Raw genomic sequence first — 14957 nt, 5'->3', positions numbered from 1 at the left:
GACCTTAGAACAAACAAACGAAGGCAGACGGGAGGCCAAGCTTAAGGGGGTAAGATTTAGGAGGAAGGGGAACCGGAGCGACAGAAATAGCAAAGATGATAAGTATCGCACGTTCTACGGTCTATAAAATCATCGATGAGTCGAAAACGTGAGCGGCGACAGTCGATTTTTTAAAGTCAACATAGTGAAAATAAATGATTTTTAGCGATTAGGTTAGCATTATCGGGGAAATGTGCACGGAACCCCAACTTGCCAGCCAGTTCTTTGGTTGAAGTTAAAGGTTTATTCTCACCTGAGATAAATATTGAGATAGAAACGCTATTTGCTATTAATCCAGCCTAAAATTGAGCTAGCCCGCACAGCCGCCAGTAAGCGGAAGTGCGGGTTTACAACTAAGGTCTGCCATCCAACGTAATTCAATGCTAGTGACAACGTCACCGCTGATTGGCAATTAAGTCTTCTACTTGGTCAAAAATAGGCATTTCAGGCCCGAAGCGGCGCACCTGGAGCACATCTTCCAGTTTCTCCAACTGGCTTATCATTTGCAGTAATCGCTGATCATCCAAGACTTGCAGCCAAATGCGACTTTCGTCACCGCCAGCCAACGGCATACACAAAATTCCCTCGACGTTAAATGCACGCCGGGCAAATAGCCCGCAAATATGAGACATCACCCCGGGGTGATTGCGTACTGTGAGTAACAGTGTCACCTGCGCAGATGTCGATAGGTTTGGTGCTGGTTGTCCTGCCATTTGTTGAGTCGTCATATTACTCCCCTCCAATCATATCGATATTTGCAGCACCCGGTGGCACCATCGGATACACTTTTTCATCTACATCAATCAGTGCGTGGATCAATACTGGGCCTGGGCGGTTTAAGGCTTCATGCAAGGCAGCATAAGGGTCGCTGGCTGTGTTGAGGTCACATGTGGAGAAACCAAACCCTTCTGCGATATGGATGAAGTTTGTGCGATACGGGTAATCGGCTGCAAAAATACGTTTACCAAAGAACAGTTCCTGTTGCTGATGGACTAAACCCAATGATTGGTTATTCATCAAAATAATCTTAACGTTCAGCTGCTCTTCAGCGGCGGTCGCCATTTCCTGAATATTCATCATCAGGCTACCATCACCAGAAAAACACACTACTTTTGCCTCTGGTTTCGCCAGTGCTGCACCAATGGCAGCGGGCAGACCAAATCCCATGGTGCCCAGTCCGCCAGACGTTAACCACTGTCGCGGGCGATGCAACGGATAAGCCTGCGCTACCCACATTTGGTGTTGTCCCACATCAGTGGTAATGATGGTGTCATCATCCAGCGCTTCGGCCGCCGCACGAATCAAACCATAGTGGCACAGTGGGTTGGTGCTGTTGGGTTGATTGAACGGAAATTCGCGCTGCATATCACTGACGGTTGAGCGCCATTCGCTGCGTGAACGAGTTTCAACTAAAGGCAACAGGTGGGTTAATACCTGCTTAATGTCGGCATTCATCGCCAGGTGTGGTCGGCGGATTTTGCCTAATTCAGCCGGGTCAATATCAATATGAATGATGCTAGCATCAGGGCAGAATTGTTCTGCTTTTCCGATAGCACGATCATCAAATCTCGCCCCAAGTACGATCAATAAATCAGCTTGTTGCATGATCAGATTGGTTGAGCGTGCTGCATGCATTCCCAACATTCCCAAGGATAATGGGTGGTCAACGGGCATGGTACCCAGTGCCATTAATGTCATGGTAGTTGGCAGTCCAGCCTGTTCAGCCAGTTGTATTGCTTGTTGGTGTGCCTGCGAACTAACGATTCCTCCCCCCAGATAGAGCACAGGCCGTGCCGCACGGTTGATCATTTGAGCGGCGTGCGCGATAGCTTGTGGGTCTATTGGGCAAGGTTCATCGGCAACTCCTGGTAGCGGCAAACTCTCAAGCTCAATTTCTGCTGTTTGCACATCTTTGGGAATATCAATCCATACCGGACCGGGCCGCCCAGACTGGGCAATGCGAAATGCCGCCGGGATCACCCGGGACAATTCACTGATATCGCGAACCAAATAATTATGTTTGGTGATAGGTATCGATATGCCATAGGTATCAACCTCTTGAAAAGCATCGGTGCCAATCATTGAGGAGGAAACCTGACCTGTAATACACACGAGTGGAATAGAGTCGAGTTTGGCATCGGCAATTGCCGTGACCAGATTGGTTGCCCCAGGGCCGCTGGAGGCTAAGCAGACTGCGGTTTGGCCGGTGGCGCGGGCCATGCCTTGAGCCATAAAGCCAGCACCTTGTTCGTGTCGTGCCAGCACATGGCGAATAATACGGCTTTGCCCTAGAGCATCATACAACGGTAACGCTGCGCCGCCGGGAATGCCTGCGACCGTGGTAATACCTTGCTGCTCGAGCAAGCGAACTATTAGTTGGGCGCCTGTATAACGCATGGTTATATCCTTCATCAGGGCCGGCGGTTAACAGAGTGGGGCTAAAAAGAAACCCCGCTCGGCTGGCGCCGGCGGGGTTTGGGAATCTTTCTGGATTCGGTACCCGTTACGGCGCGCTGCCGACCACCACCACTAGCACGCGTACGACTACCACTGCGTTAACATACGCAGTATTTTGTAGACTGAAGGTGGCAGTGGAATAGTTCACGAGGTATCTCATCAATAAGTGTAATAAGCCTTAAAAGATAAACACGATTCGCCAAAAGGCACAAGCAATCAGAATGATAACAATGCAAAAATCTGAGGCGGATCACAACGTTACTGGTGTGGCTGGACGCGGTAGTTAAATATTTTTTTGTTTAATTATTTGAAAATTAAAGTAATTAATAGATGTTTGGTTAGCGATTTAGCAAGATAAGGTTTTTTATCATATAGCATGAGGTGTCAGCACTCAGATAGCCTATCAACACAGGCTAATCTGCTCTTGTTGATACCTTGTTTAAAATTTAAACATTAAAGTAAAACTCTTGGAGTGTATGGAATAGCCGCTTGATAAGGCATAGAAGGGACTTATGCATAAATCGTTATCTTTGGTTCTCATTGCTATTATCGCAGGATGTGGTGCGAAACAACCCCCTCCCGAAACGGTCAGCATTGATAATTACACCGCAAATCGTATCACCAGTATTATAGAAGCTAAATTAGAAACAGCACCTTATAGCAATAAGGGTGATGCTATTGCGAATATATCTGCTGAGTTTTTAGGTACACCTTATGAGGCAAATGTACTCATTGGTTCGCTAACGCAACCGGAACAGTTAGTGGTCGATTTCCGTGGATTGGACTGCTTCACCTACCTGGATTATGTTGAAGCCTTGCGAAAATCAGGAAGCAAGGCGGAGTTTGTGCAGCAAGTTATCAGAACAAGATATGTTGATGCTGATGTCAGCTACTTGCACCGAAAACATTTCTTTACTGACTGGTCACAGCGATCCCCTTTAAACGCACAAGATGTTACTGCACAAATAAGTACTCATACCCACACTGTTCTCAAAAATCTGAATCAGAAAAAAGAGGGTGGCGAGTTTATCCCCGGGCTGAGTGCTATTGAGCGTAATATTGTTTATATTCCGGCTGAGTTTATTAATGATGCGGTAGTCGCGGAGTTAAAAAATGGGGATTATATCGGCATTTACACCCCTATTTTAGGTCTGGATGTCACCCATACAGGAATATTTATCAGGACAGCAAAAGGCGCGATGTTCCGTAATGCATCATCAATGAAAGGGAACAATAAAGTTGTCGACTCACCTTTCTTGGAATATGTGAAGAAAACCCCAGGCATTGTGGTACTTAGGGCATTGCCGGTCGGAGATAGTGATTTAGAACCAATGGGTTGAGTTCAGTATGGTGGTATCCGTTACTCCCCCGACTCAACGGGGAATAACGGATATATTACTGATGGTTTACGGCCTGAATTGCGGATTAATCAGCAAGAATATTGCCGCTAATTGTTCACGATTCTGCAAGTTTATTTCGCTGCTGGCAGAATAACCCTGGTTGTGAATAATCATTTCACCTAAGCCAACCAGCCAATCATAAATATAAAATGCAGTATTATTGGTTGGGGTCAATGCCAATTTGGTCAATCGCTGTGATGCCCCCAACGGCGATACTGATTTAGGTGGTTGGGCAAAAATCTTATTTCCCCGATTAATACGGCTATCAGGGCGCTGGTTTTCCTCTATTTGTAAGAAACCAAGCCAGGCAACAAAATCGCCCAATACCGTCAACGCACGCGATACCTGACGATCGGCTTTGGTTTCACGGTGCAGACCAACTTGCTCACTGTCTGCCAGTATCGTGATTAACTGCCCGGCGATATCCAGTCGGATACTGGCGGTAATCAGTTCTGCAACCAGCAATTCAATGGTGGGTTTGGCAATACCGAGCAGTTCAATCAATGGGCCGTTATCGGGCAGTTGTCGCAGGTGATTTATCCAATAACGCTGCACACTTGCGGCATAGGCTGTTTCATAATCATGGCTTATCGCAGGTGTTACCGTGGTTTGAAATGCCGCGGATTCGGGCTGATCACTGAATAAGTCGATATCGATACCGATACTAAAAGGTTCGCTATGGGTCGCTGGGGTGATCAATTCAGCCGCACGGTTTTGCTGTTGTAGATATAAACCGCGTAACTCATCACGAGAGGGCAGCAGTCGCTCTAATAACTCGCCGTGTAAGCCGGTTCGCGTTTGTAAGGCTTTGAGTAAGGTTTCAGCAATACGTTGTTTCTGTTGCAATTCGCTGTTTGCTGGCTGATACCAGCCTGCAAGCAGATTATCGGTCAATTCTCGTTGTAACTCATGAAGTTGTTCGGTTATCCGTTCTGTTTTGATATCACGACGGATCTCTTGGGTCAGATAAGTGACCATTCGTTCAACACCACGAGTGTCCAATGCCAGCATGGAGCCCCAGCTATCACCAGGATTACCCACATGACGTTGTACCGCTTCGTCATAATTTTTCGCACCAGCCAACTGTGGGTCCGCAGTAACCCGTTGATCAAAAGGTGTTAATGCCCAGATTAACCCAGGATTGCGACGGGAACGCACCTGCACATTTTCCCCCTGTGTTTGCTTAACCCAATAATCCAGTGCCTTACTGACAGTTTTGACTTCTGAGCGTTTACCCGCCGCATTACAGACTAATAGCAGGTTTATCTGCTGTTTATCCGTGTAGCGGTCAAGCAAATAGGCATTTTTAGCTTGAGATAGCAAAACGGCCTGCGGATAAGGAGGATGTTCAAGGTATTCTGGTGTATCGAATGGCTCAGTAAAATCAGGGAAATCTAGCAAGTCAATGGATTCAAATACATTTTTACGGGTAGATGTGGTCAGCGGGATATGTAACTCGGCAGCTAAAAAAGTTAGCTCAGCAAGTGACAATGTCACTAAATCAGTCGCATTGTCATCAACTAAGGGTATAACTTGAATGTGGCTATCCGCGGGTGTGTTCAGAGAATAGAGTGTCGCAACATTCATAACGCCATTGGCGGGCAGTAGGGTATCGTCCACTAATACGCTTAGTGGTGACAGTACTTGAGTCGCGCCGCCCAGATGTTGCAAAGTATAGGCAAAATGGCGGTAAGCATCGGTCAATGGCTGTAATTCTGTCCACAGTAATGAGAACAAAAGGGCACGATCATCAATGCTCAGATAAGGAGCCAGTTCAATGGCCACCGGCCAGAAATGAGTTTCCAGTTTTCTCTGGCGCGGGGCGTCATGACGAACCAGATAATCCCACAGCCCAATGACATCATCACTGCTGATACCTGCGTTGGCGATCGGTTGTCTGCGCATAACGAGCTGTTGCAGATGGTCAGTAATATGCTGTTCATCCAGCGAATGCTCTCGTCCATCCTGATGACGGGGGCCTTGAGGATTATCCAGTAGAAAAGCACCCACAACTATTTTAGCAATATCCACTTCACTGAGAAGAGAAAGCCGTACCGGATGGCTTTCGGAATGACTAACGGCTTGCTGGCTAAAACGTGTTGCCAGCCCGCTGGCCTGATAGCCCGGTTTTATTTGTTGCCAAAAGTCGAGAGTTTTCCCGCCAAGGGTGGTTTCCAAGCGGCCATTTTCATCCGCCGCCAGCGCTGAAATAAGGTGCTGTTTCCCGGCAGATGACTGACCAAAAAAGCCAATGCTCATGCCGGTTAAGGATGTTTCCGTTAGTTGACGTGCTTTATTGCGATGGCGACGCAGTTTGATGGTGAGAAGATCGGCTTCAATATCCAATCGAATGGCGTGTTGGCGCACATTGTTAATCCAATTAATTGTTTGATCAATACCTTGTGTGACTTGCTCAAGCTGGTTATTGAGCTGTTGGGTGATTAATGATTTCATTTTCTAAATACACTCCCACTATCAATCCAATAATGGGTTGATCCTGAACCGTTGCTGGCTAATGTGTTGAGCTTGAGGCGCAGGTGGTGGGATGGCACACGGCTCCCATCTTGCAATACGGCATCCGCTATCTCAAAGCGCTCCTGACCATCGTCATTCTGCTTGTCGCCCTTTGCTAATCTCAGTCTGACATGCAATACGCTGTCACCCGCGACTTTGCGCGCCAGTTCCTGATCAACAATGGATAAGGTATAAAGCGGCGAGGCAGGCCAACGGTCATTATCGAGCTGGCGAAAGCCAAGGCACAACGACCCTCTAACCTGAAAATGAGCGTCGGATGGCAAGGCAAAATTGCTGCTATCCAGATCGATATCGCGATAGTAGACATTCTCTTCTGTCAGTGCGTCGCTGCTGTCTAACATCCCGAGGTAGCGTATGGTCGAATAAGGTTGGAAATCACCGGCTTTAAAGTAAAAACCGGCCAGCCGTAAGTCCAGTGCCAGTAAACATAGCATTGCCCCCACTGCGGCAGTCGATTTTGGGTTATCAATGCGACCATGCTTGTTAAACGGATACCAATCGCTGGTGTGATATCCATCCAGCGAGAGAATACGATTGTTGGGCAGAGGTTGCAGATGGCGAAATAGTGCCTGAATGCCGGGGAAGCGGGAAGGGCGGCCAGTCAATAACAGCACATCACAAGAATAGAGTGATACCACTTCAGACAGTGAACGCAGGTTTTGCGTAATACTCATTCGGTTAGATAAAAACTCACCGTGCAACTTGCTTAGCTTTAATACTAACGGAACCTGCAAAATATCAAACCCGCCAGCATCTGTTGCTAGTTCACGCTGAACTTCGCTGTTAATGTAATCAAGGACTTTCTGCGTCGGTAATTGGGGCAATAGCTCGCCAAAATTAGCGTCTATTTCTGCACTGGCATCCAGGGGATCAAAGTTCTCGTAGGCTTCCAGAATAGCCCGGCCTGCGGGCATAAATATCTGCAATGTGGCTTGCTGACGCAGGGCTGATTGCCCATCCATGCGGCCATCATTGCCGAATAATTTATCCAGCAAGGCATCAGTATTGGTGACGCCAGCTTTCTTAAGGCGAGCCTGGAGGGCAGGTAGAAGATAGAGCTGAATAACATCCAGCAAAATATCATCACCGGCCACTTTAAACCCTTCACGGAATAACAGGCGCGGGCTGATTTTGACATTATTGCCAATACCATCATCCAGCCAATATTGCGTAATTGCCAGGTCGGTGGTGCCACCGCCAATATCGATAGAGGCGATACGTAAGGTTTTCCCGGCAACATCCCCAGCTTCCGGCTGTTTATCGGGTCGTGCCATACTGGCAAAAAAGGCTGCGGTACGGCCACCGAAATTAACTTGAGTTTCGTTATACAGATAAACCATCTGACCGCAGGTCGCTTCATCCCATTCCATCTGTACATCTGGTACTGGAACCTGGCTTTTGGCGCGGCCTTGGGTGGATGCAAAGTTATCATCTGCCGGATGCCAACCCATAGATTTCCAAACTAAGGCAATGGCTTCATTCATCCGGCGGCGGAATATCTCGCGCTCCGGTTTTGGCATGGCGGACGGCAGCGTTAAGATAATGGCGCGTAATTGCCGTGGCGCATTGGCATGGGTCATTTTTAAACGTTGTGCCGCGCTGTTGATTTGCATCAGCGCTTGCGCCAATAGTTCCGACAACATAAATGTCATCAATGAACTACGGCTATAATGTGGTGAAAATACCGGGAGCCGTTCATCTACTGGCATCGTATAGAGCGGTTGGCCGTCATCATTGACCAGATTGGTCAGCGGCAACGCCGTCGCCAGCGGTTCATGTATTAGCGTGGTTTGGGTCTCGTTGAAGCGCCAGCCCGCAGTATAGGTCTCTTCATCCCACAGATAGCGGCGGGGGCTGGAAATGCCGGTAGACCCTTCGGTGCCTAAACGGTGTTGTGCCATACGGCTGGCTTCACGACCAACACGGGTAATCGCAGGCCAGATAAAGGCATCGTCACGGCCACTTTCCACCGAAAAATTCTGTTTGCCGAACTTCGCTTGCGCAAATTCAATCCGGCTTTCAAACAGTTCGTTATACAGATAGTGTGGCTCGCTTAAATCACGAATTTGTAATTCGTAAGTCTGTTTCAGGCCATTACTTTCATCGGCATGGTCTTCCACCAAAATGCCGCAGGTATGCGAGTTGCCGACATCGAGGATCAAATCAACATTAACGGTAGGTTCTTGTAAGGTGCTGGTATTGATTTTTATTTCTGGCACACCAATTTGGCTGCCAAGTAACTCCAGCAAATTAAGATAGTGCGCCTGATATTCGAATTCGCGCAGCGACACACTGATATGCCTTTCGGTGCGTTCTTCCTGCTCTGATGCCTGTTGAACAAAAACTTCCCGCAACCAACCGTCAACCCAGGTTAAATCAAGGAATTCTGCCAATTCTTCATTGTGGTAGGCCAGGGCGAAACTTAATCCGGTTTTGACATCATTTTCATTAGGTGCCAAATACTCATTAGCATCACCTTCAGGATAGACTTTGGTATCAAATGCCATGGTGACACGTAAAGTATTGCCATCTTGATCTGGCGAATCTAGCACTAAAATCTGTACTCTGGCCCAGTTATCAGGCCCATTAACGAAGGTGCGCGGCGGATTAAAACGCAAGAAGGGCAGCGGCAACCAAATCTTGTTCAGCAGTTTTAGCGATTGTTCCAATGGAATACTAAATTCAGGTTTAACAATCTCTGGGGCTGAGCCGGGTACCATTAGCGAATATTTACCGTTATGTGGATGGTAATTCAGGCGTAATAGTGGGCCATTAGCGCTTTTGCGGACGAATTTATTTGGCAGCTCAGTATCTAATTGGGGCTTTAAAGCGAAGTCCAGAAACTGAATGCCGCTGTCCTGAATAAGCGTAATTTTCTGTTTTAAATCCGTGATCGTTGCCAGCATAATATTATTTAGTCTCACGCTTCATCGTCATTGGAAGGGTCGTATTGGCATCGTAACGGCCTTTGCAATCTGCAATCCCGCTCACGCCTTGTTTGCAGACGATCTCAGGCATTTGATATTTTGAACCATCACTGCACTGCGCCCTATAGCGGCTATTGATTACCAAATTGCCTGACTTCATTACACCAGCAGTGATATTTGCGCGGCAAGTCACGTTATCCCCGTGGGTGATTTTCACCGTACCTTTACCGTTTTTAATTTGATACTTCAGGCTGGGTGCTTTACCGGTTTGGGCGGTTTTAATATCCGGGCTGACCCGCCAGTTTCCATTAAGGAATGTAGTCGATCCCACTTTGACGGCATCCGAAGGGAGTATCAGCGCACTTTTGCTCTCAACGGTGGTCGGCAATGCGACGGCGGTCGGTTCCGCGATAGCTGATGCAGGCACGACGGTGGCATTATTCAACGGCAGTTGTGATGCAATTGTGGGCTGGATAATTTGAGCAACAGGTGCAGTGGTTACCGGTGCAAGGTCTTTAACTGACAGGGTTCTATCTTCAGTGGCTGATTTATCTTCGAGGACAGTGGGCTTAACATCCGGGGCGGCAGCGGCATTTTCCGGCATTCCACCACTGAATTGCACTATCAAGGCGATGATTAGCGCCAACACCGGTAACATCCAGCTAAATCGTAGCCAACGTGTTGGTTTTTTTACTGCTTTTGATAGCGGGGTGACCTCTGCGACAGGCTCCGGCAGGGGGGGCAGCAACGTAGTTTCGGCCTGAGGTGCTAACTCAATGACAGCAGCGGCAGGCGGCGTGGGCATTGGGGCCGTAATGGTAGCGATAATAGGTTCAATCGACTCGTAAACTTCGGTGGTCTGGCGCAGACAATCGAGTGGGTCAGTGCGTGTTTTTTTATCCGGGCTGACAAATCCCCAAAAGGTCAGTACTGGCTTGCCTGCCACTAAATAAACGTGATTTTGATCGGGGAATTGCATTGTTTTGGCCAACAGTACGCCAAATAGCTGCTGTGCGGCGTTATCTGATTTTTGCGCCCGCTGACACAAGTCATTGGCACTTGCCAGACAGGCTGACAACTGCTTAACCGCTGCCTTGCGCTCAACACTGCTGGCTGCCAGCCATGAGGTCACTTTACCTTCAATGGGGGCATACCAATCTATGCGGTCGCCGCGTTCATTAAGTTGAGGTATGGCCAGACAGTCAGCAATATGTTGCTGTTTTTTAAGGCGTAATGCCTCTCTTATCTGCCGTGCAGAGGCATAAACCGGTTGCCCGTTTTCGCCTAACGCCAGAATGTCGTCCAAACTACCACTGCGTAAAAATGATTTTGCCACGCAAAAGAGACCTTTATAGTGTTGCCCAAGGCAGAAAATAATGTGTTATCTGCGACAACCTATACTTTAGTGTTGGTGAAGGGGAATCAAACGACGGAATAAGTGGCAAAATGTCTTCTTGTTTTCAATGAATGGAGGTTTTTGGTGTAACGCGTGTTTGGATATTTGACCTGTAACGGCAAAATGTTCATTACAGAGCACATTACGTCGATGGACAGTAAAACCGTGTTTTTTACTATGTTTCTGCGTCGGTTAATTGAGTAAGCTAAGCACCGCCTTTACGCGTATTGAAAGGAGATATCTTGAATCAATCACAAAATACCATTCACCTATCAGCCAGCGAAGCGATTGATAGGCTTGAGACGCTATACGAGTCAGCACTTGCGGCATTACGTGATGCTATTAGCGCTTTTATTCGCGATGGCGCTCTGCCGGATGTTGGTGAAAGGGCTAAGGGCTTGTTTTCATATCCACAGCTCAGTGTCAGTTGGGACGGAAGATTCCGCGACCACCAGCGTACCCGTGCTTATGGTCGTTTCTCCCGGACCGGGCAATACAGTACCACGGTTACTCGGCCGACATTGTTTCGGGACTATCTGACAGAGCAACTCACCTTGCTTGAAAGTGAGTACGGCGCGGTGTTTGAAGTGACACCGTCACAACAAGAAATGCCATATCCTTTTGTGATCGACGGTTCTGACCTCATTCTCGACCGGTCAATGACGGCGGGCCTTGCTCAGCACTTCCCAACCACGGATTTGGCAAAAATCGGTGATGGCATTACTGATGGTATTGATACTGCCACCGCTGATTTTCCCTTATCGCATTTCGATGCCTTGCGGACTGATTTTTCACTGGCGCGGCTAAAACATTACACCGGCACCCCCGCAGAACATATTCAGCCTTATATCCTTTTCACTAACTACAGCCGCTATGTTGATGAGTTTGTCAGTTGGGCTTGTGAGCAGATTCTCGACCCCGCCAGCCCTTATAAAGCCTTATCCTGTGCCGGTGGCAGCTACATAACGGCTGAAAATGCTGATCCTGAAAAGACCACCTCTGATCTGGCATGGAAAAAACATCAGATGCCGGCCTATCACTTAATTGCAGAAGGGGGGCATGGCATTACTTTGGTGAATATTGGCGTCGGCCCATCCAATGCCAAAACTATTTGTGATCATCTGGCGGTACTGCGGCCTCATGCATGGTTGATGATTGGGCACTGTGGTGGATTGCGTGAAAGTCAGGCCATCGGCGATTATGTGCTGGCTCATGCCTATCTGCGTGATGATCATGTGTTGGATGCGGTGTTGCCACCAGATATCCCGATCCCAAGTATTGCTGAGGTACAGCGGGCATTGTACGACGCCACCAAAGCGGTGAGTGGCATGCCAGGCGTTGAAGTCAAACAGCGGTTGCGCACCGGGACGGTAGTCACTTCTGATGACCGTAACTGGGAGTTGCGTTTTTCTGCGTCAGCACTGCGTTTTAGCTTAAGCCGCGCAGTTGCCGTCGATATGGAAAGTGCCACCATTGCAGCTCAAGGTTATCGTTTCCGAGTGCCTTATGGCACATTGCTCTGTGTTTCAGATAAACCGTTACATGGCGAAATCAAGTTGCCGGGGCAAGCTAACCATTTCTATGAAGGTGCTATTTCTGAGCATTTGCAGATTGGTATTCGGGCAATAGATTTATTGCGCGCGGAGGGTGATCAACTGCATTCACGCAAACTGCGCACCTTTAACGAGCCGCCGTTCCGCTAATCTCATCACGCCATAAACCGGCAAAGTATCAATCGATGTTTTGCCGGTTATGCTCGATGACCATCTTAATAAAATTGTCCCGCACCAAATCAGGAATAGTATTATTCCAAGCGATACCCACTTGCCAACTGAGGGTGTCTCCGCTGAGCGCAATAATATTCATCGTCGGGGGCGCGATATGCACCACACTCTGCGGCAGTAATGCCACGCCGAGACCGGCAATCACCAGTGCGAGTATGGTTTGAATATCCTCAACTTCTTGCATCGCTGGCACGTAGAGTTGATTTGACTGTAAGAACAGGTCAATTTGTGCATTTAGCCCGCGCCCACGCTCGGTATATAAACGCAGTAACGGCAGATGTTTTAACCATTCGTCGAGTGTTAGTGCCTTATCTTGCGGGGTTACCAGCACCAGGCGATCGTCAAATAAGGGATGATAATGTAACGGCGCCTTGGGCGGCACTCGAACAAATCCTATTTGCAGTTCACCGTGGGTTAATAATGCATATTGCTGTGCCGAGGGGATATCCTCCAACGTAATGGCAATGCCAGGGAACTGCTCTCTGAATTTGGCGATACAGTGCGGAGCAGTATAGAAAGTCGACAATCCAAAACCTATCGATATAAACCCTTCAATGCCCTTGGCCACTCTGGCGGCATGTTGTAGAAAAAAATTAGACTGATTAATCACTTTCTCCGCCTCTGCCAGCAACTGTTGGCCGCCAGGGGTCAGTAGCGCACCATGACGCCCGCGTGAGAACAGATGAAGATTTAGCATCGATTCCAATAAGTTAATCTGCTTAGACAGGGCCGGTTGCGTGATACAAAGCGCCTGTGCAGCTTCATTGTAATTGCTTTTCTGTGCCAGCATAACAAAGGCTTTTAGCAACTTAATATTCACTATTTCATTCCAATTGGTAATCGATAAAGGAAAATCATTCATTATAAAGTTATCAATACGGCTGCTGTAATGCCAATGATAAAAATCAGCGATAGATGCCCTAGGAGGATAATGTGACTGAATTACCATTGATAACAGCAGCAACAGTGCAGTTCCAGCATCAGGCCAATAACAAACAATATAATCTGTTGGTTATTGAGAAGTTTATCGAGCAGGCAGCCCTGCAAAACATCAAAATATTAGCCTTTCCAGAGATGTGTATCACTGGATACTGGCATGTCCCTAAGTTGACTGCGGTGCAAGTCAATGCACTGGCGGAATCGATAGGAAACAGTCCATCAATCGCCTTGGTTCGTGCGTTAGCAGTTAAATATCAAATGCTTATTGGTGTGGGTCTGATTGAGCGGGCAGATGACGGGCGACTCTATAACGCCTATGTTGCTTGCATGCCTGATGGCACCTGGCACACTCATCGCAAATTGCATGCTTTTGAGCATCCAACCATTAGCAGCGGCGAATCGCCAATTCCCAAACGAAATGCAACAAAGTGACCCACCGGTCAGGTACGGATAAAATAGCCGTATTGACCCTGTCGGAGACCCTGTTGCATGAAGGGAAAACATTTGACTCAGCATGAGCGCTTTTACATCGAAAAACGAAAAGCTGAAGGCGTTAATCAGTCCTGCATTGCCAGAGAACTGGATGTCTCTCGCTCTACCCTGAGCCGGGAGCTCAGGCGTAATACGGACCCCGCCTTCAACGGACTTTACTCCTCCAGACGCGCTGATGCCTTAGCCAGACAACGGCGGGGCGCCACCTCGGCACACAATGCCTGTGTCCCTCTGGGCCAGCAGACACAAGACTTTCTCCGGCAGGCGCTGGCTGTACATACCTCCCCTGAGGTTATCTGTGGGAGACTGAAAATCCAGTTTGATATCGCCGTCAGCAAAAATACCCTCTACCGCTATATCCGTTCGGACAGACAGGCTGGCGGTAAGCTTTACCTTCAGCTCCCTCACCGGGGTAAACGCTATCGCTATGATACGGGTGAGCCCGGACGCACGCCCATCCCGGACAGGGTTGGCATTGAGCACAGGCCTGCTGAGGCTGAACTCAAACAGGTTCCCGGGCATGTTGAAATCGATACGATTTTTGGCAAAGACCAGAAGTCATTCCTGCTGACGGTCGTGGACAAAGCCACAAAGCAGGTCATTATCCGTAAACTCCCCAATAAGTGCGCTGAGAGCGTCGTGGAAGCGTTCAGGGACATCGTGGCGAATACTTTCTGCGAGTTTAAAACCCTGACGGCAGATAACGGACCCGAGTTTGCGAAACATAAGGACATCACTCAGGTAACGGGCGCAAAGGTTTACTTTGCCCGGCCTTATCATTCCTGGGAGCGGGGGTTGAATGAGCATACCAACGGTCTGATACGGCGGTTTTATCCGAAAGGAACCGATTTTAATGGCGTCAGCGATGAAGATATTGCGAGACTGGAGCACATCCTCAACACTCGGGGGCGCAAATCTCTGGAATACAGCTCACCGAATGAGGTATTTTTAGAGTATCTACTCGCTGCATAACGCATGATGGTTTGTT

Annotated in this window: 10 protein-coding genes and 2 pseudogenes; 5 read left to right on the top strand and 7 right to left on the bottom strand. The window is 48.2% G+C overall.

The window, feature by feature from the left end:
* Positions 1 to 4 precede the first annotated feature (4 nt).
* Positions 5 to 152 (top strand): annotated as a pseudogene (locus ACWJJO_RS11295) (helix-turn-helix domain-containing protein); the annotation flags it as partial.
* Between the two features lie 282 nt (positions 153 to 434).
* Here the strand turns inward: ACWJJO_RS11295 and ilvN are convergent.
* The 3 genes from ilvN to ACWJJO_RS11280 all read right to left on the bottom strand — a co-directional run bounded on the left by ilvN (position 435) and on the right by ACWJJO_RS11280 (position 2644).
* Positions 435 to 767, bottom strand: coding sequence for an acetolactate synthase small subunit (gene ilvN, locus ACWJJO_RS11290; RefSeq protein ID WP_193784658.1), 333 nt, complete (start codon positions 765 to 767; stop codon positions 435 to 437).
* Position 768: 1 nt separating this feature from the next.
* A complete protein-coding gene (gene ilvB / locus ACWJJO_RS11285) occupies positions 769 to 2436 on the bottom strand; it encodes an acetolactate synthase large subunit (protein ID WP_442820883.1) in 1668 nt (555 codons plus the stop codon).
* 106 nt (positions 2437 to 2542) lie between these two features.
* On the bottom strand, positions 2543 to 2644 hold the full coding sequence (locus ACWJJO_RS11280) for an ilvB operon leader peptide IvbL (protein ID WP_227746532.1): 102 nt from the start codon (positions 2642 to 2644) through the stop codon (positions 2543 to 2545).
* A 364-nt stretch (positions 2645 to 3008) separates the two neighbouring features.
* Between ACWJJO_RS11280 and ACWJJO_RS11275 the strand changes: the two genes are divergently transcribed.
* Positions 3009 to 3836: a DUF1460 domain-containing protein gene (locus tag ACWJJO_RS11275; protein WP_442820884.1), complete on the top strand. Its 828-nt coding sequence runs from the start codon at positions 3009 to 3011 to the stop codon at positions 3834 to 3836.
* 66 nt (positions 3837 to 3902) lie between these two features.
* Here ACWJJO_RS11275 and ACWJJO_RS11270 read toward each other — a convergent pair whose 3' ends face one another.
* From ACWJJO_RS11270 to ACWJJO_RS11260, 3 genes are read right to left on the bottom strand one after another with little or no spacing between them, the layout of a single operon-like run.
* Complete coding sequence (locus ACWJJO_RS11270) at positions 3903 to 6350, bottom strand: putative virulence factor (RefSeq protein ID WP_442820885.1); 2448 nt, start codon at positions 6348 to 6350, stop codon at positions 3903 to 3905.
* Positions 6347 to 9337 (bottom strand): virulence factor SrfB, encoded by a 2991-nt coding sequence (locus tag ACWJJO_RS11265; RefSeq protein ID WP_442821436.1) that lies wholly within the window; start codon positions 9335 to 9337, stop codon positions 6347 to 6349. Before ACWJJO_RS11265 ends, ACWJJO_RS11270 begins: the two co-directional genes overlap by 4 nt.
* A gap of 4 nt (positions 9338 to 9341) precedes the next feature.
* Positions 9342 to 10694, bottom strand: coding sequence for an SrfA family protein (locus ACWJJO_RS11260; protein ID WP_481091025.1), 1353 nt, complete (start codon positions 10692 to 10694; stop codon positions 9342 to 9344).
* Between the two features lie 302 nt (positions 10695 to 10996).
* Here ACWJJO_RS11260 and ACWJJO_RS11255 point away from each other — a divergent pair, with 302 nt between their 5' ends.
* On the top strand, positions 10997 to 12457 hold the full coding sequence (locus ACWJJO_RS11255) for an AMP nucleosidase (protein ID WP_420073401.1): 1461 nt from the start codon (positions 10997 to 10999) through the stop codon (positions 12455 to 12457).
* A gap of 28 nt (positions 12458 to 12485) precedes the next feature.
* Here the strand turns inward: ACWJJO_RS11255 and ACWJJO_RS11250 are convergent, their stop codons facing one another.
* Positions 12486 to 13358 (bottom strand): LysR family transcriptional regulator, encoded by an 873-nt coding sequence (locus tag ACWJJO_RS11250; protein ID WP_083163631.1) that lies wholly within the window; start codon positions 13356 to 13358, stop codon positions 12486 to 12488.
* A gap of 113 nt (positions 13359 to 13471) precedes the next feature.
* Between ACWJJO_RS11250 and ACWJJO_RS11245 the strand changes: the two are divergent.
* Positions 13472 to 13879, top strand: a pseudogene (locus ACWJJO_RS11245) (nitrilase-related carbon-nitrogen hydrolase); the annotation flags it as partial.
* 87 nt (positions 13880 to 13966) lie between these two features.
* Positions 13967 to 14941 (top strand): IS30 family transposase, encoded by a 975-nt coding sequence (locus ACWJJO_RS11240; RefSeq protein WP_481090564.1) that lies wholly within the window; start codon positions 13967 to 13969, stop codon positions 14939 to 14941.
* Positions 14942 to 14957: the final 16 nt, after the last annotated feature.

It is taken from the genome of Yersinia antarctica (assembly GCF_056636475.1).
This window is presented reverse-complemented; position numbering and strand designations above follow the sequence as displayed.

Bases quoted from the DNA above. Each gene is read 5' to 3' on its own strand.
- ilvN (WP_193784658.1), bottom strand. From the start codon at position 767: ATGACGACTCAACAAATGGCAGGACAACCAGCACCAAACCTATCGACA.
- ilvB (WP_442820883.1), bottom strand. From the start codon at position 2,436: ATGCGTTATACAGGCGCCCAACTAATAGTTCGCTTGCTCGAGCAGCAA.
- ACWJJO_RS11275 (WP_442820884.1), top strand. From the start codon at position 3,009: ATGCATAAATCGTTATCTTTGGTTCTCATTGCTATTATCGCAGGATGT.
- ACWJJO_RS11270 (WP_442820885.1), bottom strand. From the start codon at position 6,350: ATGAAATCATTAATCACCCAACAGCTCAATAACCAGCTTGAGCAAGTC.
- ACWJJO_RS11265 (WP_442821436.1), bottom strand. From the start codon at position 9,337: ATGCTGGCAACGATCACGGATTTAAAACAGAAAATTACGCTTATTCAG.
- ACWJJO_RS11240 (WP_481090564.1), top strand. From the start codon at position 13,967: ATGAAGGGAAAACATTTGACTCAGCATGAGCGCTTTTACATCGAAAAA.